The sequence below is a fragment of the Pseudomonas sp. PICF141 genome, from assembly GCF_002286815.1.
Classification (GTDB): Bacteria; Pseudomonadota; Gammaproteobacteria; order Pseudomonadales; family Pseudomonadaceae; genus Aquipseudomonas.
Window position 1 is genome coordinate 1 of the sequence record NZ_MUNM01000048.1, and the last position, 20,022, is coordinate 20,022.

General features: G+C 58.2%; 28 protein-coding genes. 20 read left to right on the plus strand and 8 right to left on the minus strand.

Features of this window, described 5'->3' with window-relative positions; all coding sequences use genetic code 11:
• On the minus strand, nucleotides 1-347 hold a 347-nt coding region (locus BZL43_RS12525; RefSeq protein WP_143517855.1), incomplete at its 3' end, for an Ig-like domain-containing protein.
• 318 nt (nucleotides 348-665) lie between these two features.
• Here BZL43_RS12525 and BZL43_RS12530 point away from each other — a divergent pair.
• Together BZL43_RS12530 and BZL43_RS12540 are read left to right on the plus strand one after the other, a co-directional pair.
• Entirely contained in the window at nucleotides 666-1,565 is a 900-nt protein-coding gene (locus tag BZL43_RS12530) for a polysaccharide deacetylase family protein (RefSeq protein ID WP_095632594.1), read from the plus strand.
• Between the two features lie 246 nt (nucleotides 1,566-1,811).
• Entirely contained in the window at nucleotides 1,812-2,063 is a 252-nt protein-coding gene (locus tag BZL43_RS12540; RefSeq protein WP_095632596.1) for a DUF1652 domain-containing protein, read from the plus strand.
• Nucleotides 2,064-2,092: 29 nt separating this feature from the next.
• Here the strand turns inward: BZL43_RS12540 and BZL43_RS12545 are convergent, their stop codons facing one another.
• Nucleotides 2,093-2,989 (minus strand): LysR family transcriptional regulator, encoded by an 897-nt coding sequence (locus tag BZL43_RS12545; RefSeq protein ID WP_095632597.1) that lies wholly within the window; start codon nucleotides 2,987-2,989, stop codon nucleotides 2,093-2,095.
• Nucleotides 2,990-3,135: 146 nt separating this feature from the next.
• Here BZL43_RS12545 and BZL43_RS12550 point away from each other — a divergent pair, with 146 nt between their 5' ends.
• The 8 genes from BZL43_RS12550 to BZL43_RS12585 all read left to right on the plus strand — a co-directional run bounded on the left by BZL43_RS12550 (nucleotide 3,136) and on the right by BZL43_RS12585 (nucleotide 10,782).
• Complete coding sequence (locus tag BZL43_RS12550; protein WP_168185089.1) at nucleotides 3,136-4,296, plus strand: muconate cycloisomerase family protein; 1,161 nt, start codon at nucleotides 3,136-3,138, stop codon at nucleotides 4,294-4,296.
• Nucleotides 4,297-4,306: 10 nt separating this feature from the next.
• The gene (gene catC / locus BZL43_RS12555; RefSeq protein ID WP_095632598.1) at nucleotides 4,307-4,597 is read left to right on the plus strand and encodes a muconolactone Delta-isomerase; all 291 of its coding nucleotides are present in this window, start codon (nucleotides 4,307-4,309) and stop codon (nucleotides 4,595-4,597) included.
• A gap of 55 nt (nucleotides 4,598-4,652) precedes the next feature.
• Nucleotides 4,653-5,582 carry a catechol 1,2-dioxygenase gene (catA, locus tag BZL43_RS12560; RefSeq protein WP_095632599.1) on the plus strand — a complete coding sequence of 310 codons (930 nt, stop codon included), beginning with the start codon at nucleotides 4,653-4,655 and terminating at the stop codon, nucleotides 5,580-5,582.
• Between the two features lie 119 nt (nucleotides 5,583-5,701).
• Nucleotides 5,702-6,661 carry an AraC family transcriptional regulator gene (locus BZL43_RS12565; RefSeq protein ID WP_095632600.1) on the plus strand — a complete coding sequence of 320 codons (960 nt, stop codon included), beginning with the start codon at nucleotides 5,702-5,704 and terminating at the stop codon, nucleotides 6,659-6,661.
• A 297-nt stretch (nucleotides 6,662-6,958) separates the two neighbouring features.
• The gene (benA, locus tag BZL43_RS12570) at nucleotides 6,959-8,323 is read left to right on the plus strand and encodes a benzoate 1,2-dioxygenase large subunit (protein WP_095632601.1); all 1,365 of its coding nucleotides are present in this window, start codon (nucleotides 6,959-6,961) and stop codon (nucleotides 8,321-8,323) included.
• Nucleotides 8,320-8,808 carry a benzoate 1,2-dioxygenase small subunit gene (benB, locus tag BZL43_RS12575; RefSeq protein WP_095632602.1) on the plus strand — a complete coding sequence of 163 codons (489 nt, stop codon included), beginning with the start codon at nucleotides 8,320-8,322 and terminating at the stop codon, nucleotides 8,806-8,808. Before benA ends, benB begins: the two co-directional genes overlap by 4 nt.
• A 10-nt stretch (nucleotides 8,809-8,818) precedes the next feature.
• Nucleotides 8,819-9,832, plus strand: coding sequence for a benzoate 1,2-dioxygenase electron transfer component BenC (gene benC / locus BZL43_RS12580; RefSeq protein ID WP_095632603.1), 1,014 nt, complete (start codon nucleotides 8,819-8,821; stop codon nucleotides 9,830-9,832).
• A gap of 176 nt (nucleotides 9,833-10,008) precedes the next feature.
• The gene (locus BZL43_RS12585) at nucleotides 10,009-10,782 is read left to right on the plus strand and encodes a 1,6-dihydroxycyclohexa-2,4-diene-1-carboxylate dehydrogenase (protein ID WP_095632604.1); all 774 of its coding nucleotides are present in this window, start codon (nucleotides 10,009-10,011) and stop codon (nucleotides 10,780-10,782) included.
• 37 nt (nucleotides 10,783-10,819) lie between these two features.
• Here BZL43_RS12585 and BZL43_RS12590 read toward each other — a convergent pair whose 3' ends face one another.
• On the minus strand, nucleotides 10,820-11,182 hold the full coding sequence (locus tag BZL43_RS12590; protein ID WP_095632605.1) for an NUDIX hydrolase: 363 nt from the start codon (nucleotides 11,180-11,182) through the stop codon (nucleotides 10,820-10,822).
• Nucleotides 11,183-11,402: 220 nt separating this feature from the next.
• On the opposite strand from BZL43_RS12590, the gene BZL43_RS12595 reads away from it, so the two are divergent.
• Complete coding sequence (locus BZL43_RS12595; protein WP_095632606.1) at nucleotides 11,403-11,606, plus strand: SPOR domain-containing protein; 204 nt, start codon at nucleotides 11,403-11,405, stop codon at nucleotides 11,604-11,606.
• A 150-nt stretch (nucleotides 11,607-11,756) separates the two neighbouring features.
• Here BZL43_RS12595 and osmE read toward each other — a convergent pair whose 3' ends face one another.
• Both osmE and BZL43_RS12605 read right to left on the minus strand, forming a co-directional pair.
• Complete coding sequence (gene osmE, locus BZL43_RS12600) at nucleotides 11,757-12,119, minus strand: osmotically-inducible lipoprotein OsmE (protein ID WP_095632607.1); 363 nt, start codon at nucleotides 12,117-12,119, stop codon at nucleotides 11,757-11,759.
• Nucleotides 12,120-12,130: 11 nt separating this feature from the next.
• Nucleotides 12,131-12,370 (minus strand): hypothetical protein, encoded by a 240-nt coding sequence (locus BZL43_RS12605; protein ID WP_095632608.1) that lies wholly within the window; start codon nucleotides 12,368-12,370, stop codon nucleotides 12,131-12,133.
• 91 nt (nucleotides 12,371-12,461) lie between these two features.
• On the opposite strand from BZL43_RS12605, the gene BZL43_RS12610 reads away from it, so the two are divergent.
• The 4 genes from BZL43_RS12610 to BZL43_RS12625 all read left to right on the plus strand — a co-directional run bounded on the left by BZL43_RS12610 (nucleotide 12,462) and on the right by BZL43_RS12625 (nucleotide 14,753).
• A complete protein-coding gene (locus tag BZL43_RS12610; protein ID WP_095632609.1) occupies nucleotides 12,462-13,688 on the plus strand; it encodes an RtcB family protein in 1,227 nt (408 codons plus the stop codon).
• A 103-nt stretch (nucleotides 13,689-13,791) separates the two neighbouring features.
• On the plus strand, nucleotides 13,792-14,028 hold the full coding sequence (locus BZL43_RS12615) for a hypothetical protein (protein WP_095632610.1): 237 nt from the start codon (nucleotides 13,792-13,794) through the stop codon (nucleotides 14,026-14,028).
• A gap of 74 nt (nucleotides 14,029-14,102) precedes the next feature.
• A complete protein-coding gene (locus tag BZL43_RS12620) occupies nucleotides 14,103-14,438 on the plus strand; it encodes a hypothetical protein (protein ID WP_095632611.1) in 336 nt (111 codons plus the stop codon).
• An 84-nt stretch (nucleotides 14,439-14,522) separates the two neighbouring features.
• Nucleotides 14,523-14,753 carry a hypothetical protein gene (locus BZL43_RS12625; protein WP_095632612.1) on the plus strand — a complete coding sequence of 77 codons (231 nt, stop codon included), beginning with the start codon at nucleotides 14,523-14,525 and terminating at the stop codon, nucleotides 14,751-14,753.
• 265 nt (nucleotides 14,754-15,018) lie between these two features.
• On the opposite strand, the gene BZL43_RS28565 is transcribed toward BZL43_RS12625, so the two are convergent.
• Nucleotides 15,019-15,213 (minus strand): hypothetical protein, encoded by a 195-nt coding sequence (locus tag BZL43_RS28565; RefSeq protein WP_095632613.1) that lies wholly within the window; start codon nucleotides 15,211-15,213, stop codon nucleotides 15,019-15,021.
• A 186-nt stretch (nucleotides 15,214-15,399) separates the two neighbouring features.
• On the opposite strand from BZL43_RS28565, the gene BZL43_RS12635 reads away from it, so the two are divergent.
• The 3 genes from BZL43_RS12635 to BZL43_RS12645 all read left to right on the plus strand — a co-directional run bounded on the left by BZL43_RS12635 (nucleotide 15,400) and on the right by BZL43_RS12645 (nucleotide 16,433).
• Complete coding sequence (locus tag BZL43_RS12635; RefSeq protein ID WP_095632614.1) at nucleotides 15,400-15,594, plus strand: hypothetical protein; 195 nt, start codon at nucleotides 15,400-15,402, stop codon at nucleotides 15,592-15,594.
• A 165-nt stretch (nucleotides 15,595-15,759) separates the two neighbouring features.
• On the plus strand, nucleotides 15,760-16,065 hold the full coding sequence (locus BZL43_RS12640) for a hypothetical protein (protein ID WP_095632615.1): 306 nt from the start codon (nucleotides 15,760-15,762) through the stop codon (nucleotides 16,063-16,065).
• 113 nt (nucleotides 16,066-16,178) lie between these two features.
• On the plus strand, nucleotides 16,179-16,433 hold the full coding sequence (locus BZL43_RS12645) for a hypothetical protein (RefSeq protein ID WP_095632616.1): 255 nt from the start codon (nucleotides 16,179-16,181) through the stop codon (nucleotides 16,431-16,433).
• Nucleotides 16,434-16,620: 187 nt separating this feature from the next.
• Here the strand turns inward: BZL43_RS12645 and BZL43_RS12650 are convergent, their stop codons facing one another.
• Nucleotides 16,621-17,034, minus strand: a complete 414-nt coding sequence (locus BZL43_RS12650) for a CBS domain-containing protein (protein ID WP_095632617.1) — start codon at nucleotides 17,032-17,034, stop codon at nucleotides 16,621-16,623.
• Nucleotides 17,035-17,176: 142 nt separating this feature from the next.
• Entirely contained in the window at nucleotides 17,177-17,869 is a 693-nt protein-coding gene (locus tag BZL43_RS12655; protein ID WP_095632618.1) for an SOS response-associated peptidase family protein, read from the minus strand.
• 227 nt (nucleotides 17,870-18,096) lie between these two features.
• On the opposite strand from BZL43_RS12655, the gene BZL43_RS12660 reads away from it, so the two are divergent.
• Nucleotides 18,097-18,540: a CopD family copper resistance protein gene (locus BZL43_RS12660; RefSeq protein WP_095632619.1), complete on the plus strand. Its 444-nt coding sequence runs from the start codon at nucleotides 18,097-18,099 to the stop codon at nucleotides 18,538-18,540.
• A gap of 117 nt (nucleotides 18,541-18,657) precedes the next feature.
• Nucleotides 18,658-20,004, plus strand: coding sequence for a coproporphyrinogen III oxidase (locus tag BZL43_RS12665; RefSeq protein ID WP_095632620.1), 1,347 nt, complete (start codon nucleotides 18,658-18,660; stop codon nucleotides 20,002-20,004).
• Nucleotides 20,005-20,022 lie beyond the last annotated feature (18 nt).

Genomic DNA, 20,022 nt, shown 5'->3' on the forward strand with positions numbered 1-20,022 from the left:
ATGGCATTGGCGGCCGCCTTGCCCCTGAGCAGGGGACGAAGGGAATCCACGGTGGTTGGGCTGGTGAGGATCGGGTTGAGTGGCGCTACATAGAAAGGAGTATTCGCTGCATAATCGGTAGTTCCTGTGCGGTAGGCACTGATTGAGTAGCCGCCTTCCGGCAACTCCACTGCCGATTGAACGAGCCAACTGCCGTTTGAATCCACCGTTGTTTTCGCCAGGATCTTGGTGCTGTTCCCGCTTTGGCATACTGTGATTTCGGTTCCTGGCGTACCTTTGCCGAGAAACAATGGTTTGTTTTGCGGAAAATGCTTGGTAATGGGTGAGAAAAGGATTGGGGCACTCATGGGGTTTCTCCTGAAAAGTAAGAGAGCTGCAGTCACTCTCGCTCGTAGACACCTGCCCATATACTGAGAGAAATAACAGTTTCGACGAACGGTCAAGCGCGGAAATGGCCAGCATGCCGGCCGCCATTTGATAGCGGGGCTTTTTGGTTCTTTACCGTCTGAAATACAAGAAGTTGGGGGGCAGGCACACTGGAACCAAACACTGCGTCCCCTTATCCAACCTCGGCTCGCAGCGATCTGCGGGCGGTCGAGGGATGAATGGGCGAGGGGTTTTTGCCATTAAACGTGATGACCGCAAGGTCTGGTCCAAGGCAAAAGATGAAACAGTTGGTCAAGGTTTTCTCCGCGTTCGCCATCGCAGTCGGCTTGCTGGGCTGCATTGCCGCGCCCATTGAAATGACGCCGCAGACGCAACAGAGTCTGCACGCACAAGCGCCGATCCGTTTTCTGCTGACCTTCGACGACGGGCCCAGCGCATCCGGCTTCTACAACCCGACCGTCACCGTGCTCGACAGCCTGGCGCGCAATCCGCTGCAACCCGACATTAAAGCTGTGTTCTTCGTGCAGACCCGTGACTCACGCGCTGGCGGCAGTGAAGCAGGTCGACAGATCATGCGTCGCGAACACGCTGAAGGTCACCTGCTGGGCTTTCACACCGGCACGCGCCGGCACACCAATCATCGTTCGCTGGAGCCGGAAGAACTGGAGCAGTCGCTCATTGATGGCAGCGCAGACATCGCCGCGATCAGCCACGCCACGCCGACCTTGGTGCGCCCGCCATTCTGGAATTACGACGAGCGTACTTTTGCGGCCTATCAACGACATGGCATGCACCTATTGCTGACCGACTTGAGCGCCAATGACGGCAAGATCTGGGGCTTCAACGCCAGCCCCCGTCGGCGGGCCAACATGCTGCGGCAACTCTCCGAAGTCCGCGAACGCATTGCCCTTGGTGAGTTGCCGACGGTGGACGGGGTGATTCCGGTGGTGGTGACCTTTCACGACCTGAATCGCTACACCGCCCGGCATACCCGCGAATACCTGCAAATCCTGCTCGACAGTGCCAGCGCCACCGGGCTGGTCACGGCGCAGAAAGCGTTTTACGACGACACGGCAGCGCTGCAGCGAGCGGCCATGGCGCGAACCGTTCGTCACAGTTCAGAAGCGGTTGAGTTGCCAGGGTTCTGGAACTGGTTGTGGGGCGCAGACACCCAGTGAGGTCGGACGATTGATTGTGTAGCAGCTGCCGAGCCTGCGAGGCTGCGTTCGGCTGCGCAGCAGTCGTCAAACCAGAACTTGCGGTGTATCAGGCAAACCGCGTTAGCAGGATTCGCGACTGCTGCGCAGCCGAACGCAGCCTCGCAGGCTCGGCAGCTGCTACAGAACAGAACTCGCTGGCGCGTTGCGCAAGTTGATCTACGCTGAGTGGATCCAATCGGAAAACCGCCTCCGAGGGCGCTTGCCATGATTCCAGTTCCCCAGCTTTGCAGCATTGTGGAGTCCGGTTTCAAACCGCTGTCCTGCGAATGCACCGTGAATCGCGATGACACTTTGCGAATCAAGGTCTTCGATCACAACACGGGGCGGATTGAGCTGTTGATTACCGGCGTATCCCCCGACGAATTGACCAGCATCCGTGATATTTCCAACCTGATCGGCGAACTTCGCACCGAAATGCGTGCCGGGCGTCGCGCCTTCGCTGGTGTAATGGCCTAACCACGACTCCCAGTAGCAACTGTCGGCTGCTACCGATCGCATCTGTCACGCGGCAGCAGTTCATCGATCATCTGCAAACAGTGATTCAACCCCTGCGATACATCGCCCATGCGTCTGCTGAGGATAATCGGCGAGGTGGCGTTGTCTTCCAGCACGGGGGTAAAACCAATGTCGTCGCGGTGCAGTAACTGCACTGAGGCCGGCACCAGCGTCACCCCGATTCCCGCACCTACCAGGCCGATTGCTGTTTGCAGCTCATTGGTCCATTGCGCCACGTTGATGTGCACGCCATAGGATTCGAACAAGGCGATCACATGATCGGCATAACTGGGGCGAGGGTTGCCGGGGTAGAGGACAAAGGGTTCTTTTGCCAGTTCACGAAGGCTGATCGGCCCGGCCAGTAATGGATGGCCGGCGGGCAGGGCGGCGACCAGCCGGTCTTCCGTCAAAACCGTCTGGATGATCGCCGGGTCGTCGATGCGAATGCGCCCGAAGCCAATATCAATGCGCCCGGCCTTGAGCGCCTGCACTTGTTGCAAGGTGGTCATTTCCGAGAGCCCCAACTCCAGCGCCAAAGGCTCGCCGCTGCGCAATCGGCGAATCAGTTCCGGCAGCACGCCATACAGTGTCGATGGCGCAAAGCCGATGCCCAGCCAGGTCTTTTCGCCCAGCCCGATCCGCCGTGTGTTGTCGCACACCTTGCCCAGTTGTTCGAGCAGGGCGGTGGAATGTTCGTGGAAAAACCGCCCGGCATCCGTCAGCTTCAGCGGTCGTCCGCGTTCCAGCAGCAGCACCCCGAGTTCGTCTTCCAGCTGCTGGATCTGCCGGCTCAGCGGCGGTTGGGCGATGTGCAGCAGTTCGGCGGCGCGGGTAAAGTTGAGGGTTTGAGCCAACACCTGAAAATACCGCAGGTGACGCAGTTCCATGGGGCCTCCCGGACGTCGATCGGTTGAATGCCTTTAAGCTGTTAAATACCTTCAAGGTATCGAACCAGACCAATTCTATATTGGCCGCCCGGAAAAAGCCGTACGAGAATCCGTTCCAGAACTTTAAGAACCTGACGGGTATCGACATGCGTGCAACTGCCATTGAATCGATCGAGACGATCATCGTCGATCTGCCGACCATTCGCCCGCACAAGCTGGCGATGCACACGATGCAGAACCAGACACTGGTGATCATCCGTGTGCGCTGTGCCGACGGTGTTGAAGGGGTTGGTGAATCGACCACCATTGGCGGTCTGGCCTATGGCAACGAAAGCCCGGACAGCATCAAGACCAATATCGACAAACACTTCGCGCCCTTGCTGATCGGCCAGGACAGCGGCAATGTGAATGCCGCGATGTTACGCCTGGAGCGCAGCATTCGGGGTAACACCTTCGCCAAATCGGGTATCGAAAGCGCTTTGCTCGACGCCCAAGGCAAGCGCCTCGGCCTGCCGGTCAGCGAACTGCTGGGAGGCCGTGTTCGCGATGCGCTGTCGGTGGCCTGGACCCTGGCCAGCGGCGACACCGCCAAGGACATTGCCGAAGCGGAGAAAATGCTCGACCTGCGTCGTCATCGGATCTTCAAGCTGAAAATCGGCGCTGGCGAGGTCAACCGCGACCTGTCGCACGTCATTGCGATCAAAAAGGCGTTGGGCGATCGCGCCAGCGTGCGGGTCGATGTCAATCAGGCCTGGGACGAAGCGGTCGCATTGCGCGCCTGCCGAATCCTCGGAGCCAACGGCATCGACCTGATCGAACAACCGATCTCGCGCCATAACCGCGCCGGCATGGTGCGCCTGAATACCGTGAGCCCGGCGCCGATCATGGCCGATGAGTCTATCGAATGCGTGGAGGATGCCTTCAACCTGGCGCGGGAGGGCGCGGCTTCGGTATTCGCCCTGAAAATCGCCAAGAACGGCGGCCCGCGCGCCGTGCTGCGAACCGCCGCGATTGCCGAGGCGGCCGGTATCGGCCTGTACGGCGGCACCATGCTCGAAGGCGGTATCGGCACGCTGGCCTCGGCCCATGCCTTCGTCACCCTGAACACACTGGGCTGGGACACTGAGTTGTTCGGCCCACTGCTGCTCACCGAAGACATTCTCAGCGAGCCATTGGTCTATCGCGATTTCCAACTGCACGTCCCGCACACCCCGGGGTTGGGCCTGAGCCTGGATGAAGAGCGCCTGGCGTTTTTCCGTCGGGACAAAGTCTCCAGGATCACATCCACTGCCGTTCATCAAGCCTGAGGAGGGCATCATGCTGTTTCACGTAAGAATGACTGTGAATTTACCGGTCGACATGAACCCGGAACGCGCCGCTCAGCTCAAGGCCGACGAAAAAGCCCTGGCCCAGCGCCTGCAAGAGCAAGGCAAGTGGCGTCACCTGTGGCGCATCGCCGGGCTCTATGCCAATTACAGCGTGTTCGATGTCGACAGCGTTCAGGAACTGCATGACCTGCTGATGCAATTGCCGCTGTACCCGTACATGGCGATCGAAGTCACCGCGATGTGCCGGCATCCTTCGTCCATTCGCGAGGATGACCGCTGAACCCGGCCTGTCCAGTTCGCTACGCTAATAATTACAAGATGAGGAACCCACCAAAATGAACGTCAAGATTTCCCACACTGCCAGTGCCCAGAAGTTTCTCGAGGATGCCAGCGGTCTGCATAACGAAGCCGGCAATCCGCGGGTCAAGGCGCTGATTTACCGCATCCTGCGCGATTCGGTGAACATCATCGAAGACCTGGCCGTGACCCCGGAAGAATTCTGGAAAGCCGTCAACTACCTCAATGTGCTGGGTGCGCGTCAAGAGGCCGGGTTGGTGGTGGCCGGGCTCGGTCTGGAGCATTACCTCGACCTGCTGATGGACGCCGAAGACGAGCAGGCCGGCAAGGCCGGCGGCACACCGCGTACCATCGAAGGGCCGCTGTATGTGGCCGGTGCGCCCCTATCGGAAGGCGAGGCGCGGCTGGATGACGGCGTCGATCCGGGTGTGGTGCTGTTCATGCAAGGCCAGGTGCGCAACACCGTCGGCGAACCGCTGGCTGGCGCGGTGGTGGATGTCTGGCACGCCAACACCGGCGGCACTTATTCGTACTTCGATACCACTCAATCGGACTTCAACTTGCGTCGCCGTATCGTCACCGATGCCGAGGGCCGTTACCGCTTTCGCAGCATCGTGCCGTCGGGCTATGGCTGCCCGCCGGACGGTCCGACCCAGCAATTGCTCGATCAACTGGGGCGTCATGGGCAGCGTCCGGCGCACATCCACTTCTTTATTTCGGCAGCGGATCATCGTCACCTGACCACCCAGATCAATCTCGACGGCGATCAATACCTGCATGACGATTTCGCCTACGCCACCCGCGATGAGCTGATTGCCAAGATCACTTTCAGCGATGATCCGCAGCGAGCGGCGGCTCATGGCGTGAGCGGGCGCTTTGCCGAAATCGATTTTGACTTCACCCTGCAGTCGTCTGCCCAGCCTGAGGAGCAGCAACGCCACGAACGGGTTCGCGCGCTCGAGGACTGATGCCCTCGACCAGCCGAACCGGGCCACGAGATAACCGACCGTTTATCTCGTGGCCTTCTGTGTTTCGGCCAGGGCACTAGAATGGCGGCGCAATCAACAATAACAACGAGAGTGATCCGATGATGCAAGCGCAATTGTTGAGTCATCGCAGCAGAGTCTTCGACCATGCCGACCCTTACGCGGTATCCGGCTACGTCAATCAGCACGTCGGCAATCATTGCCTGCGGATGCCTCGGGCTGGCCGGCCGCTGGCCAGCCTCGATCATCGCAAATTCGCCAGCCTCGACCTGTGTCGCATCAGTTACGGCGCCAGTGTGCGGGTCATGTCCCATGCGCTGGACAGCATCTATCACTTGCAAGTATTGCTGCGCGGCAACTGCCTGTGGCGTGGCCATGGTCAGGAACATTACTTTGCGCCTGGCGAGTTGCTGCTGATCAACCCCGATGATCCGGTGGACCTGACCTATTCCAGTGATTGCGAAAAATTCATCCTGAAAGTCCCGGCGCGGCTGCTGGAGTCGGTGTGCGAAGAGCAGCGCTGGCGGTATCCGGAGCAGGGCGTACGGTTTCTGGAAAATCGTTATCAGCTCAATGAGCTGGAAGGTTTCGTCGGTCTGCTGGCGATGATTTGCCAGGAGGCCGAAGCCACCGAGCAGATTCCCCGGGTGCAGGAGCACTATGCGCAAATCATTGTCAGCAAGATGCTCGGCCTGATGAAGACCAACGTCATGCGCACCGACCCCGGCTCACCCTCGGCCACGTTCGAGGCGCTGGTCGATTACATCGCCTGCAACCTCAAGCAGGACATCGACAGCGAAGAACTGGCGCGCCAGGCGCGGATGAGCCTGCGTTCGCTGTATGGGTTGTTCGAACGCAACGCGGGGGACACGCCGAAAAACTACATCCGGCAGAAAAAGCTCGAACGTATTCACGCCAACCTGAGCGACCCGACCTGCAACGTGCGCAACGTCACGCAAGTGGCCATGGATTACGGCTTTCTGCACCTGGGCCGGTTCTCCGACAGCTACCGCAAACAGTTCGGCGAATTGCCTTCCGATACCCTCAAGCGCCGTCATTGAATAGGTTGCGATAAGTAACCTGTGGCGAGGGAGCTTGCTCCCGCTGGACTGCGCAGCAGTCCCATTCTTTGTTTGATCGTTCCCACGCTCCCGCGTGGGAATGCCTCAACGGACGCTCCGCGTCCGCTTTTGGGACGCAGAGCGTCCCTCGCTGCATTCCCACGCAGAGCGTGGGAACGATCGGGTCGCTTCACCCTCTGCACAAAACGGATACAGGTCTGCACCCGGCGGATAGTCCGTCCCATCCCCGCGTCCTAGCATGGCCCTGCCTGAATAAAAACAATGGAGGCGGCGGCCATGTCCCTGCGACCCGAATACCTTCACTCCCTGCTTGAAGAAGACCCTGAGCAGGGCATCTATCGCTGCAAGCGTGAGATGTTCACCGATCCGCGGCTGTTCGACCTCGAGATGGAACACATCTTCGAAGGCAACTGGCTGTACCTCGCACACGAAAGTCAGATACCCAACAATAACGATTTCTACACCACCACCATGGGGCGTCAGTCGATCTTCATCGCGCGCAACAAGGACGGTGAGTTGAACGCCTTTATCAACGCATGCAGCCACCGTGGCGCGATGCTCTGCCGGCACAAGACCGGCAACAAGAGTTCCTACACTTGCCCCTTCCACGGCTGGACCTTCAACAACTCCGGCAAGCTGCTCAAGGTCAAGGACCCGGCAGCGGCCGGCTACCCGGCGAGCTTCAATTGCGAAGGCTCCCACGACCTGACCAAAGTCGCGCGTTTCGAATCCTATCGCGGCTTCCTGTTCGGCAGCCTCAAGGCCGATGTCGTGCCGCTGGTCGAGCACCTGGGCGAGTCGGCGAAGATCATCGACATGATCGTCGATCAGTCCGCCGATGGCCTGGAAGTGCTGCGCGGTTCCTCCAGCTACATCTACGAAGGCAACTGGAAACTCACTGCCGAAAACGGTGCCGACGGTTATCACGTCAGCTCGGTGCACTGGAACTACGCGGCGACCCAGAACCAGCGCAAACAGCGCGAAGCCGGCGATTGCAACCCGACCATGAGCGCCGGCACCTGGGCCAAGCAGGGCGGTGGTTTCTATTCCTTCGACAAGGGCCACATGTTGCTCTGGACCCGTTGGTCCAACCCCGAGGACCGTCCGCTGTACGAGCGTCGTGACGAGTTGGCCCGGGATTTCGGCCAGGCTCGCGCCGACTGGATGATCGAGAACTCGCGCAACCTGTGCCTGTACCCGAATGTGTACCTGATGGACCAGTTCAGCTCGCAGATTCGCATCGCCCGACCGATCTCGGTCAACCGCACCGAAATCACCATTTACTGCATCGCCCCCAAAGGCGAAAGCGACCACGCCCGGTCCAGCCGGATTCGTCAATACGAGGATTTTTTCAACGTCAGCGGCATGGCGACGCCGGACGATCTGGAAGAGTTTCGCTCCTGCCAGACGGGTTACCAGGGCAGCGTCACCACGTGGAACGACATGTCCCGTGGCGCCGAACATTGGGTCGAAGGCGCTGATGACGCGGCCAAGGAAATCGACCTGCATCCGCTGCTCAGCGGCGTGCGTACCGAAGACGAAGGCCTGTTCGTGCTGCAACACAAGTATTGGCAGCAAACGATGCTCAAGGCGTTGGCCGCCGAGCAGTCCGGACTGATTGCCGTGGAGGCCGTGCAATGACCATCACCTATGACGCTGTGCGCGATTTTCTCTACCGCGAAGCGCGTTACCTCGACGACAAACAATGGGACGACTGGCTGGAGTTGTACGCGCCGGACGCCACCTTCTGGATGCCGTCCTGGGACGACAACGACGAGCTGACTGAAGACCCGCAGCGAGAAATCTCGCTGATCTGGTACGGCAATCGCACCGGCCTGGAAGACCGCATCTTCCGCATCAAGACCGAGCGTTCCAGTGCCAGCGTGCCGGACACCCGCACCTCGCACAACCTGAGCAATATCGAACTGATCGAACAGGCCGACGGGCTGTGCAAGGTGCGCTTCAACTGGCACACCCTGAGCTTTCGCTACAAGACCGTCGACAGCTATTTCGGCAGCAGTTTCTACACCCTCGATGTGCGCGGTGAAAACCCGTTGATCAAGGCCAAGAAAGTGATCCTGAAGAACGACTATGTTCGTCAGGTCATCGATGTCTACCACCTCTGAGGCGGCCGTCATGACTCATTCCATTGCATTCAATTTCGAAGACGGCGTCACCCGATTCATCGACGCCAACGCCGGCGAAACCGTGGCCGATGCCGCGTATCGCCAGGGCATCAATATTCCCCTGGACTGCCGCGATGGCGCCTGCGGCACCTGCAAATGCTTCGCCGAGGCTGGCCGCTACGACTTGGGCGAGGACTACATCGAAGACGCCCTCAGCGCCGACGAAGCACAGCAGGGTTTTGTCCTGACCTGTCAGATGCGCGCCCAGAGCGATTGTGTGGTGCGGGTGCCGGTTTCATCGGATGTCTGTCGCACCCGTCAGGCCAGTTACGACGCGACCATCAGCGCCGTGCGGCAGTTGTCCGACAGCACCATCGCGCTGTCGATCAAGGGCGAGGCCCTGAGCAAACTGGCATTTCTGCCGGGGCAGTATGTGAACCTGGGGGTTCCCGGCAGCGGGCAGACTCGCGCTTATTCGTTCAGCTCGTTGCAGCGGGACGGCGAAGTCAGCTTTCTGATTCGCAACGTGCCCGGCGGTTTGATGAGCAGTTTCCTCACCGGCATGGCCAAGGCCGGCGACAGCATGAGCCTGGCCGGGCCATTGGGCAGCTTCTATCTGCGCGACATTCGTCGTCCATTGTTGCTGCTGGCGGGTGGCACTGGCTTGGCGCCGTTCACCGCGATGCTGGAAAAAATCGCCGAGCAGGGCAGCGAGCATCCACTGCATTTGATCTATGGCGTGACCAACGATTTCGACCTGGTGGAGCTCGATCGACTCGAAGCCTTCGCCGCACGCATTGCGAACTTCAGCTTCAGTGCCTGCGTGGCCAATCCCGACAGCCGGCACCCGCTCAAGGGCTATGTGACCCAACACATCGAGCCACGGCATTTGAACGATGGCGACGTCGACGTCTACCTGTGCGGCCCGCCGCCGATGGTCGAGGCGGTCAGCCAGTTCATCCGCGAACAAGGCGTTGCGCCAGCGAACTTCTACTACGAAAAATTTGCCGCCAGCGCGGCCTGAGCCACTGGTGGGAGCGATGAAAATCCTGTGGGAGCGTGGCTTGCCCGCGAAGAATGCACTGCGGTTTTTCAGGCATTACGCGTCATCGTTCTTCGCGGGCAAGCCACGCTCCCACAGGTTCTGCGTTTTAACTGACCTGGTTCGAACCGGCCGGCATCCTTCATCACGAGGTACACATGAACAGATTCCACGAAAAAGTCGCGCTGATTACCGGTGCCGCCCAGGGCATCGGCCGGCGCGTGGCTGAACGCATGGCCGCGGAAGGCGCGCGACTGATTCTGGTCGACCGCTCCGATCTGGTGTTCGAGCTCCAGAAAGAACTGGGGCAGCGCAGTCAGGTGCTCGCACTGACTGCCGACCTTGAGCAATACAGCGAATGCCTGCGCGTGATGCGCACCGCTGTCGAACGTTTTGGTTGCCTCGATGTGCTGGTCAACAACGTGGGCGGCACGATCTGGGCCAAACCTTTCGAGCACTATGAAGAGGCGCAGATCGAAGCCGAAGTGCGCCGTTCGTTGTTTCCGACATTATGGTGTTGCCATGCCGCGCTGCCGTTCATGCTCGAACAAGGTAGCGGCGCCATCGTCAACGTTTCATCCATTGCTACCCGCAGCGTCAATCGCGTGCCGTACGGTGCGGCGAAGGGCGGGGTCAATGCGCTGACCGCCTGCCTGGCGTTCGAAACGGCCGGTCGTGGCGTGCGGGTCAACGCGACCGCCCCCGGCGGCACCGAGGCGCCACCGCGGCTGATCCCACGCAACACCGAGCAACAGAGCGCGCAGGAAAAGCTCTGGTATCAACAAATTGTCGACCAGACCCTCGACAGCAGTTTGATGAAGCGCTACGGCACGCTGGATGAGCAGGCCAGCGCTATCCTGTTTCTGGCCAGCGACGAAGCCTCCTACATCACCGGCATGGTCATGCCGGTCGGTGGGGGCGATCAAGGCTGACAGCTTGCAGTTGGCGTCGGGCCGGAATACCTGCGACCTACAAGCGACGCCGAAACGCTTTGACGATTCTGAGTGCGGCGTCGCTGATTTTCAGATTGTGGACGGCCTCCAGCGGATACCAGATGCAGTCGAAGATTTCATTTTGTGGACTAGCCTCCGCCAGGTTTACGACCGATGCTTCGTAGACATGGTGCCGAGTGCTGGTTGTTTCCAGTTCCATGAGGTACAGCAGGCCGTCGACCCCCAGTCCTGTTTCTTCGTAAAGCTCTCGTATGGCCGCGCCCGCAGCGGTTTCGCCTGGTTCTACTTTTCCGCCGGGCAAGGTCCAGGGAGACTTGGGCTTGCGCACCAGGAGGATATGTCGATCCTGTTCGCAAATGACCGTGGCACGTACTTTCATGAGTTACCCGACTGCTGTTGTCATAAAACAGACATAAAAATGCAATATTCAGACCGAAGTCCGTTGAGGTGTCTGCTTTAAGGTTTTGAGTCGACAGGTTTGCTGAAAGTGCGATTGGAATGCCGGAATGCCGACGCGACGTCTGGTTGGTACTTCAGTGAAAGTCGGGTGTAAGGTAGTGGAGTCGATCCAGAACTATCACTGCCGAATGGAGATGACTATGAGCGTTCCGATGCTGAACAAAATGCACATGAACGGCTATGACGTACTCAGTGTGAACAACGGCCCCTGGCGGGTGTGCACCAAAGGTGACCGGCTTGGCGCTTTTGCAAGCAAAGAGGAAGCATTGGCCTACGCGGCTTCGCTTCCCGCCTACAGAGCCCGGTCGGGTAAAGCGTCACGCAGCCATAAATCAGACAAATAGAGCGTTGTAGCAGGTGCCGAGCCTGCGAGGCTGCGTTCGGCTGCGAAGCGGTCGTGATTTCAGGCGGCGCGGTGTTTTAGCCAAACCGGTATACGACGGCTTCGCCGCCGAACGCAGCCTCGCAAGCTCGGCAGCTGCTACGCTCTGGCATCAATAGCCGCCGCCACCCATCCCGCCTGTGGAAGGGGAATATTCTCTGGCTTTTTGTTGGGCTCGACTCCATTGCGCACAGGTCATGAAGCTTTTGTGGTCGACCTTGCCCTGCTTGTCGAAACTGACAATGTACGGCTGCTGACGGCCATCCTGGATCAGCTTGTAATCAAAGCAGGTACCAGGTTCCACCGTGCGCTTGGTGATCGATAAAGGCTGGCCGCCAATCTGCTGGACTTGTTCCTTGCTCATGCCAGTTTCGACCTTGGCGACCAGCGGTTGGTCTCGATAAATATGTGATTCGGTGTTGCAGCCACCTGACGCCGCCAGCACGGCGATCAGCGCGCATAGACGCTTGTTCATGGCAGCGCTCTCTAGTGAGCTTTCGTTCGACTGATGGATTTGGCTTTTACTTCTTCAGCATAGCCCGCCAGTCGCTCTTCATCGCCATGGAACAACTCGCACAGCCTTATCGTTGCCTCGGCGTCCACGTCATTGCCGGCCAGGCGCAATTGCTCTGCGATACGCAAAAGCTCTACCGCCGACCACCTCAGGTCCGAGGCTATACCTTGCAAGTCGCGCCGAAGTTGCTGTTCCTCTTCGTTAAGCCACATGATGACCTCCTGCAATTCCCCGCTACGAAATAGTAGTCCTATTTACCTGTCTGGAGCGTTATGTTCGTCTGATCGCAAGAGAGTCGAAATCATGCAAAAACCTGTCTACCAATTGCTGGAAGTCGCCAACGGCAAACCCATCAAACTGTGGGCCGAGGGTGTGCCGGTCGAAAGCGAAGCCCGGCAGCAGTTGATCAATATCGCGAAGATGCCCTTCATCTTCAGGCACCTGGCGGTGATGCCGGACGTGCATCTGGGCAAAGGGTCCACTATCGGCAGCGTGATCCCCACCGTGGGCGCGATCATTCCGGCGGCGGTGGGGGTGGACATCGGCTGCGGCATGATTGCCGCGCGTACTTCACTCACCGCCGACGACTTGCCAGACAACCTGCACGGCCTGCGCAGTGCCATCGAAAAAGCCGTGCCTCATGGCCGCACGTTGAGCCGTGGCCGCCGCGATGAAGGCGCCTGGAACCACGTTCCACACCAGGCCGATCAAGCCTGGGCGGCGCTGAGCCCACGGTTCAAGGCGATCACCGACAAGTACCCCAAACTCGCCAGCACCAACAACCGTCAGCACCTGGGCACCCTCGGTACCGGTAATCATTTCATCGAAGTCTGCCTGGATGAAGTCAACCGCGTCTGGTTCATGTTGCACAGCGGTTCTCGCGGCGTTGGCAATGCCATCGGGACTCTGTTCATTCAGTTAGCCCAAGCGGACATGCGCCAGCACATCGCCAATCTGCCGGACCGCGACCTGGCCTATTTCAAAGAGGGCAGCCGGCACTTCGATGACTACGTCGAAGCGGTGGGCTGGGCTCAGGACTTCGCTCGGCAGAATCGGGCCTTGATGATGCAGGCGGTAATTCAGGCCGCGCGGCAAGTGATCCGTAAACCCTTCGAGGTCGCGCTGGAGGCGGTGAACTGCCACCACAATTACGTGCAGAAAGAGCGGCACTTCGGCGAAGACGTGCTGGTCACCCGCAAGGGCGCGGTGTCGGCGAAGAAAGGCGAACTTGGGATCATTCCCGGCTCCATGGGCGCCAAAAGCTTCATCGTTCGAGGTCTTGGCAACGAGCAATCGTTCTGCTCCTGCAGCCACGGTGCTGGTCGGACCATGAGCCGCACCAAAGCCAAGAATACCTTCACCGTCGCGGACCAGATTCGCGCGACCGCTCATGTGGAGTGCCGCAAGGATGCGGCGGTCATCGATGAGATTCCGATGGCCTACAAAGACATCGATAAAGTCATGTACGCCCAGCGTGATCTGGTGGAAGTGCTGCACACTTTGCGACAAGTGGTCTGCGTGAAGGGATAGTGATGAAAGGTGGTTCCACTGGTCGGGAACATTAACGTGAGATGACAGCTCTGCTGTCGTATTGAGGTAGTGATTTATTCGCTGGGGCGAGGCTATCTCGAAAATGACGACTACCGATGATTTCAGACACCATGCACATGAGCTGATCGTTGACCTGGATGCGGCCACCACGGAAATGATGAAACTGATCTCGGCCCATCAGATGAGTGGTCCGGAATGGGAGCGGGTCATGAAATGGCAGCATGAAGCGTACGAGCGATGGATGGCCTACCTCAATGCAAGATCGTATCCCGATTCCGGCTCGGGAGCCGGGCAGGGGCAGGGCGAAGCTCCTTTATAGACTTCGCCGGCTGCTTGCTGGATGTCTGCGCAAGTACAGGCTACATTTCCCGTTTTTCAGGATAGGGAAGCGTTATGCGCAGGTTGGTAGCGGGAATAGCGGTGGCTCTGTTGGCGGGTTGTTCATTACCCGCATCCGTGGTGCCCGGCGAGCCCAATGTCAGCAAGTACAGCGAGAAGGCGCCCAAGGAATATGCCGCGTGTGTATTACCGTTATGGCGTCAGGACGTGCCAGGGGCGACGCAATCGCCGATTTCCAATGGCTACCGGATCACCGCGCCAAGCATTATCACGGCCGACGAAATTCTCGACATCGTGAAATCGAAGGATGGCAGCCGGGTTTCGCTTTACCAGGGGCCACCGTGGGCCAAGTCAGGGGCGCTGCGCCAGGCGGTCCGGGATTGTTTGTAACGCCCGCCGTTGCCGTATGTCGGAACTGAGGAACGGTCATGCCTGAATCAACTTCCAAGGGCTGACAGTCCTTGGAGTTTGGCCATGAATGATGATCGAAAAAAGGCAGCCCTCGATGCCTGGTACCGGCTCTTGAGAGAACCGGAGGCCGGGATGGATTGTGAAGAACACTACGACAAACTGCTGAAGGCGGCGGATGGAATCCAAGAGGCCGGGCTCATCAGCAACGCTCAATGGCGCGAGCTGGTGCGCGATGCACGGGAGGCTTTTTCCACTGCAATCGAGGGTGCCGGAAGCGGAACAGTCAGCAAATGACTTGAAAATAGTGTGGATATTTAAAGGCTTAGGAGATTTAGTAACTGGATAGTGAATTAGAATATCTTGTTACATGTCCTCCAATTGGGTAGTATTGCCTCGCGTTCACCACCACGGTTTATGCATTTTTAAAGCCCAGGCGTCCATCAGCTGCCTGGGCTTTTTTTTGTCTGGAAGTTAGGTAGCAGTTTATGAACACGCTGCCGGGCGCAATGCCAGCAGCGTGGAGGATGACCGGATGGGAACGCGATGGATGTCTGTCGTTTTACCGGGCCGGATCAGCTTTGCGCCGATCGCTGCCGGATGGGTTGCCAGTGTCAAGAAGCCTCCTCTCCACCAGGACATTTTGCAGGGCCTGGCGTGCCGACGGGCTTAGCTGATGTTCTCTTTCCTTGAGTTCGAGCAAGATGGGGTTGGACCATCCACGATAGGTTTGCTCGGAAATTCGAGTAGATGTCATCTATCTCTCCTTTGATGAGTCGCCCGACAACACAGTGGGCGAAGTCCTGTGCGCTAAAAATCCTAGTTGAGGAAACGTCTTGTCGCCAGTGGGCGGATGGCAAGGAGGTGCCGGTCATCCTTCCACACGGGTAGGCCACGATTCGGGCATAAACTTAAGGAGCTACCTCATCAAAAGGAGCCGCATATGATCGCCGACCAAATGAATAGACAGGAGTCGGAGCAAAGCACTGTTTGGGACCAATACTTCTGTGCCGCGTTGATTGCCGAAAGCCATCTGACGGCACCGGTGGTAGGAGAAGCCACCCACGAAGACAGACAGAATCTGTTGATCCAAAGGGCCAAGGCACTCGCCGATAAGATGCTGGAAAACAGAAGATAGCCGGAGCCCAGCCATTGCGCTGGGCTCTTCACTTTTGATGAACGATTGATTGGCCAGGTGGTCATTGCAGTTGGCGCGACGGGATGCCTGGTTTTCTGCTGGAGTGAACGGCTCCTGGGTCGCGGATCGTCTACAGTTTGTAGTTCATGGAAACGGAGATCGAACATGAAGTGCTTAATTTGTCAGGCGGCCTCTAAAACCGGTCAAGCCGCTCAAGACTGGACAGAGGTCGATTGCCCGGCCGGATGTGGACGCTACAAGGTCTCTGCGAACCTTGTTGCGAGAATGAAATTCAGAAACGAGTGCTTTGACATCGAACGCACAAGACAATGGCTTGAGATGTCACGCAATGATGATCCGGTACCGTTGATATCAACCTACGATTACAACGTTTCCTTATTGCGTTGCGACACCGAGGAGAAGTCGGTCACTGCGCCGATTCGCTCCAGGCAATCACTGACTTCGGATTAAGTCCTGGCTGTCAGTTTCAGAAAAGTAACCCCGCTATTTGTCACTCTCCCTATCCAGGTTGTCAGCGTTGATGGCGGGCTGAAGCGGCTATGGCTGGATCGGGAGGTGTGGCTATGAACTGTCCGCTTTGTGGAAATACTTATGCGCTGGAAGATTCTTCGTACGGCAGTGGCTTGCGCATTCATTGCGAGCCGTGCGGTGGTTTCTATCGAATTTCAACAACCCTGAGCGGCTTGGCCGAGGGAAAGATCTATGACACCGAGCGCGCTCGAGCCCGCCTGAAAAAGAAGCGTGATACTGACGACCTGGAAGACCAGGAGCCGGCCCTAGGCGCGCAAGACAAAGACCTGCTCATCGAGCCGGACTGACCTGTCACAGAGCGTGCGCCGGATGCAGCGAAAGGTGCTTGCTTGATGCATTAGCGGATGCCGGGAGAATCACTCGCCTGACCGCTGAAACCGAACGCAAGGATTCCAGCCCAAGCCAGGCGAGCGCATGCCGGATCCATGGCCACTTTAATCCTGATGAGCGTTTAGACGCCCGTTGTCCCACCGGTCAATGGGCCTGCGCCACGCCGCGCAATACGGTCGCAGCGGCAGATTGAGATCGGGTGCTGGCAATGTTGCCCAGCGATACGACACCCACCAGACGCTTTTCCCGATTCAGTACGGGCAGGCGACGCAGTTGAATGTCTGCCATGTTCTTTGCCACATGCTCGATGTCTTCATCCTCGAAGCAATAGCGGATGCCGCCCGTCATTACCTTACTGATAGGGGTTTTGCCGGGGAGTCCTTCGGCTACGGCTCTAATGGCTATATCCCGGTCCGTTATCATGCCAACCAGACGCTCCTGTTCCTCAACCATAATGGCACCGCTGTCGATCCTGGCCATCATGTTCGCGGCCTCCTGGATCGTCTGGTTTGGCTTGGCTGTTAACACATCTTTGGTCATGACTTCCGAAATCTTCATGGAAAGACTCCTTTAAAGTGATGCTTCAGTGATTAAGGGCTGCCAAATTTTTCGACTGGGAGGGAAAGTGCGGGTTCAGATTGTTTTATCCCCGCTCGTCATGGTGGCGCAGCCTTATTGGCGATTCGGAATCCGGAGCGCGTCAGGTGCGCGGGCCGTCGACAGGCTCTATCAGTTCTGAGCCCTGGTTCCTCACATTGCCCACGGCCATGTCCACTTTGAACCATTCGAAGACGTCGCAAGGTTCGCGTTCTTGCAGGAGTATCTGTTGGGCGCGCTCCTTGGGTGTGTATGGATCAATCCATTCGCGCGCCAATTCGGGACTGAGCGTCACCGGCCGCCGATCGTGAATATCCACCATGCCGCCTTCACTGTCCGCGGTAATGATCACGAAGCCGTCATGCTCGTCCGGCTCCTTTTCGTACCTTGGGTACTGACCGATCGCGGCGCACAGGATCGGCGCGCGATCCTTTCGACGGATCAGGTAAGGCTGTTTCTTCGGACCGCCTTCGTAAACCCATTCAAACCAGTTGTCGATGGCGACAATTGCCCGGTGCGGCCATATCTCCTTGAAGAACGGGTCGTGGGCAACTTTTTCGACCCTGGCGTTGATCGGTGTCGCGTGATCCCTGGCCCAGTGCGGTCGCCAGCCCCAGCGAACCCTGTCGGCGTGCAGCATGCCGCTTTCTTCATGGAGGAGGGCGAGCTGAGTCGATGGCGCGGCGTTGTAGAGCTCGAGCGGCTGATCGCCAGCATTATTGACCAGGGCGTTGGGCATGCTCAGCGCCGCCACGAATTCGTGGATACCTCGATACTGCGAAAGTCGTCCGCACATGGCTGAGCCCTCATGCTGAAGCTTAAGCTTAGACAATAGTTTCAAGGTAAGCGTTGAGGCGGGCTAACCAGCAACGCCTGCAAACAACAGGTCGCCGCTTGTGTTCGCAAACCCGCGGCCAGGCCGCTTCGGGGATTCGCGGGTTTCTTGATTGATGTCAATTCGCCTGAGTCGACCGGCTCTGTATTCTGCGCAGAAACCGACAGCTGAACCGAGGGCGAACATTCATGCTCTATCCGCTGTTTCTGACCTTTCATCTGTTTGCCGCCCTGATCTTTATCGGCACAGTGTTTTTCGAAGTCCTGTTCCTGGAAAGCATCCGCAAACAATTGCCCGCCAAAGTAATGCTGCTGGTCGAGGAGGGTATTGGCCGCCGCGCCCGCACCTTGATGCCGTGGGTGCTGCTGGTTTTGTTCGGCGCGGGGCTGGGCATGGTCTGGCTGCGCTATTTACCCGTTCTTGCAACGCCAATGGCTTCATCGTTCAGCACCTTGCTGCTGCTGAAAATCATGGTCGCCGTGAGCGTGCTGCTGCATTTTCTGGTCGCCCTGTTTTTGTTCAAAAGCGGCCGAATGAACGCTCGCTACCTGCATTTCATCCATGGCAGTGTGTTTTGCCATTTGGTCGTCATCGTGCTACTGGCCAAGGGAATGTTCTACCTGACGTGGTAAGCGGCCTTGCCCCAAGGTCTGTCCTGCAAGCACTTGGTTTGCGCTTGATACAAGTCAAGGAGCATTGATCGTCAATCCCCGACACTGTTGATCCGCAGCCAGTCTCGGAGACCTGTCATGCTCGATTTTTCTGACGCCCCCGGCGAACTGATCGCTCGGTGCGACCAGGGCGTACTTGACCCCAACTGCCATGTCGATACGCAAAGGTTTCATGACGGCATTGGCTCCCTGGATTTGCTTCGTGCCTTGCGCGTCAGCCGTCAGAAACGACGCCCGATCGCCCTGAATGTGCAGTTGCCTTCCCGGCTCAAGTCATCCTTTTGTTCCCCGCCCGATGCCTCCTGCGAGCACGGCGACATCGAACAGTACCTTCAACGCCTGGAACACGAGATCGACGTCGTCGGTTGCCACCTCAGTTCCGAACAGCGCGTCGAAGAGTTTCATCTGAGCGGCGGAACGCCCACCAGCGCTCATCTCGATCGGCTGATGAGTCATCTGCGTGGCCGGTTCAACTTTCTTGAACATGAGTGCGGCGACTACAGCGTTGATGTCGACCTTCACCATACCGATTGGACGACCATGGGCGCGCTGCGGGGCCAGGGATTCAATCATGTCAGCATCGGTGTTCCGGATATCGACGGCGACTGTGACCTGTCCGTGGCCTGCTACCAGAACCCGGCCCCTGTTCATTCACTGATCGATGCCGCCCGCACCTTTGGTTATCGATCCATCAACGTCGATCTGGGGTTTGGTCATGCCTGGCAAACGCCAGAAAGTTTCGCGCTGAAACTGACGACCATTATCGAGCTGGAGCCGGACAGGCTGATGGTGTTCGATTATGCCCGGCCACCACGCCGCTATCGGCCAAGGCTCGGCGACAAGGTCAGGGCACTGTGCAGCCAGGACGATAAAGGCGCGATGCGCCAGATCGCCTTCGAACAATTGATGGGCGCGGGTTATCACTACATCGGTATGGGGCAGTTCGTGCGGCCCGATGATGATCTGGCGATCGCTCAGGAGCGCGGCCGGTTGCGCCGCACGTGTGACGGTTTTACCCGTCACGGCTATTGCGACCACATCGGTTTCGGTTTGGGGGCTATCAGTCAGATCGACGATTTGTACACGCAAAACACCGATGCAATCGAACGCTATCAGCAGCAACTGGACCGGGACCAATTACCCACCTCTCGTGGCTGGCGTTTCGAGGCGGGGGATCAGATACGGCACATGGTCACGGAGCGCCTGGCGTGTGATCAAGAGTTGGATATCCGTGCCATCGAACGGCGTTATGGGCTGATCTTCCATCAATACTTTGCGGCTGTCTGGCCACTGCTGGAGCAATTGAGTCGTGACGGGTTGATTGAATTGTCGGACCGGTTCATCAGCATTCTTCCCGCCGGCCGGCCGGACGTGGATGCCATCTGCAACCTGTTTGAACAGGATTCAGGCAGTGCAAGGCATTAACCAATCTACGAGTTGATT

Bases quoted from the DNA above. Each gene is read 5' to 3' on its own strand.
- BZL43_RS12530 (WP_095632594.1), top strand. From the start codon at position 666: ATGAAACAGTTGGTCAAGGTTTTCTCCGCGTTCGCCATCGCAGTCGGC.
- BZL43_RS12540 (WP_095632596.1), top strand. From the start codon at position 1,812: ATGATTCCAGTTCCCCAGCTTTGCAGCATTGTGGAGTCCGGTTTCAAA.
- BZL43_RS12545 (WP_095632597.1), bottom strand. From the start codon at position 2,989: ATGGAACTGCGTCACCTGCGGTATTTTCAGGTGTTGGCTCAAACCCTC.
- BZL43_RS12550 (WP_168185089.1), top strand. From the start codon at position 3,136: ATGCGTGCAACTGCCATTGAATCGATCGAGACGATCATCGTCGATCTG.
- catC (WP_095632598.1), top strand. From the start codon at position 4,307: ATGCTGTTTCACGTAAGAATGACTGTGAATTTACCGGTCGACATGAAC.
- catA (WP_095632599.1), top strand. From the start codon at position 4,653: ATGAACGTCAAGATTTCCCACACTGCCAGTGCCCAGAAGTTTCTCGAG.
- BZL43_RS12565 (WP_095632600.1), top strand. From the start codon at position 5,702: ATGATGCAAGCGCAATTGTTGAGTCATCGCAGCAGAGTCTTCGACCAT.
- benA (WP_095632601.1), top strand. From the start codon at position 6,959: ATGTCCCTGCGACCCGAATACCTTCACTCCCTGCTTGAAGAAGACCCT.
- benB (WP_095632602.1), top strand. From the start codon at position 8,320: ATGACCATCACCTATGACGCTGTGCGCGATTTTCTCTACCGCGAAGCG.
- benC (WP_095632603.1), top strand. From the start codon at position 8,819: ATGACTCATTCCATTGCATTCAATTTCGAAGACGGCGTCACCCGATTC.
- BZL43_RS12585 (WP_095632604.1), top strand. From the start codon at position 10,009: ATGAACAGATTCCACGAAAAAGTCGCGCTGATTACCGGTGCCGCCCAG.
- BZL43_RS12590 (WP_095632605.1), bottom strand. From the start codon at position 11,182: ATGAAAGTACGTGCCACGGTCATTTGCGAACAGGATCGACATATCCTC.
- BZL43_RS12595 (WP_095632606.1), top strand. From the start codon at position 11,403: ATGAGCGTTCCGATGCTGAACAAAATGCACATGAACGGCTATGACGTA.
- osmE (WP_095632607.1), bottom strand. From the start codon at position 12,119: ATGAACAAGCGTCTATGCGCGCTGATCGCCGTGCTGGCGGCGTCAGGT.
- BZL43_RS12605 (WP_095632608.1), bottom strand. From the start codon at position 12,370: ATGTGGCTTAACGAAGAGGAACAGCAACTTCGGCGCGACTTGCAAGGT.
- BZL43_RS12610 (WP_095632609.1), top strand. From the start codon at position 12,462: ATGCAAAAACCTGTCTACCAATTGCTGGAAGTCGCCAACGGCAAACCC.
- BZL43_RS12615 (WP_095632610.1), top strand. From the start codon at position 13,792: ATGACGACTACCGATGATTTCAGACACCATGCACATGAGCTGATCGTT.
- BZL43_RS12620 (WP_095632611.1), top strand. From the start codon at position 14,103: ATGCGCAGGTTGGTAGCGGGAATAGCGGTGGCTCTGTTGGCGGGTTGT.
- BZL43_RS12625 (WP_095632612.1), top strand. From the start codon at position 14,523: ATGAATGATGATCGAAAAAAGGCAGCCCTCGATGCCTGGTACCGGCTC.
- BZL43_RS28565 (WP_095632613.1), bottom strand. From the start codon at position 15,213: ATGACATCTACTCGAATTTCCGAGCAAACCTATCGTGGATGGTCCAAC.
- BZL43_RS12635 (WP_095632614.1), top strand. From the start codon at position 15,400: ATGATCGCCGACCAAATGAATAGACAGGAGTCGGAGCAAAGCACTGTT.
- BZL43_RS12640 (WP_095632615.1), top strand. From the start codon at position 15,760: ATGAAGTGCTTAATTTGTCAGGCGGCCTCTAAAACCGGTCAAGCCGCT.
- BZL43_RS12645 (WP_095632616.1), top strand. From the start codon at position 16,179: ATGAACTGTCCGCTTTGTGGAAATACTTATGCGCTGGAAGATTCTTCG.
- BZL43_RS12650 (WP_095632617.1), bottom strand. From the start codon at position 17,034: ATGAAGATTTCGGAAGTCATGACCAAAGATGTGTTAACAGCCAAGCCA.
- BZL43_RS12655 (WP_095632618.1), bottom strand. From the start codon at position 17,869: ATGTGCGGACGACTTTCGCAGTATCGAGGTATCCACGAATTCGTGGCG.
- BZL43_RS12660 (WP_095632619.1), top strand. From the start codon at position 18,097: ATGCTCTATCCGCTGTTTCTGACCTTTCATCTGTTTGCCGCCCTGATC.
- BZL43_RS12665 (WP_095632620.1), top strand. From the start codon at position 18,658: ATGCTCGATTTTTCTGACGCCCCCGGCGAACTGATCGCTCGGTGCGAC.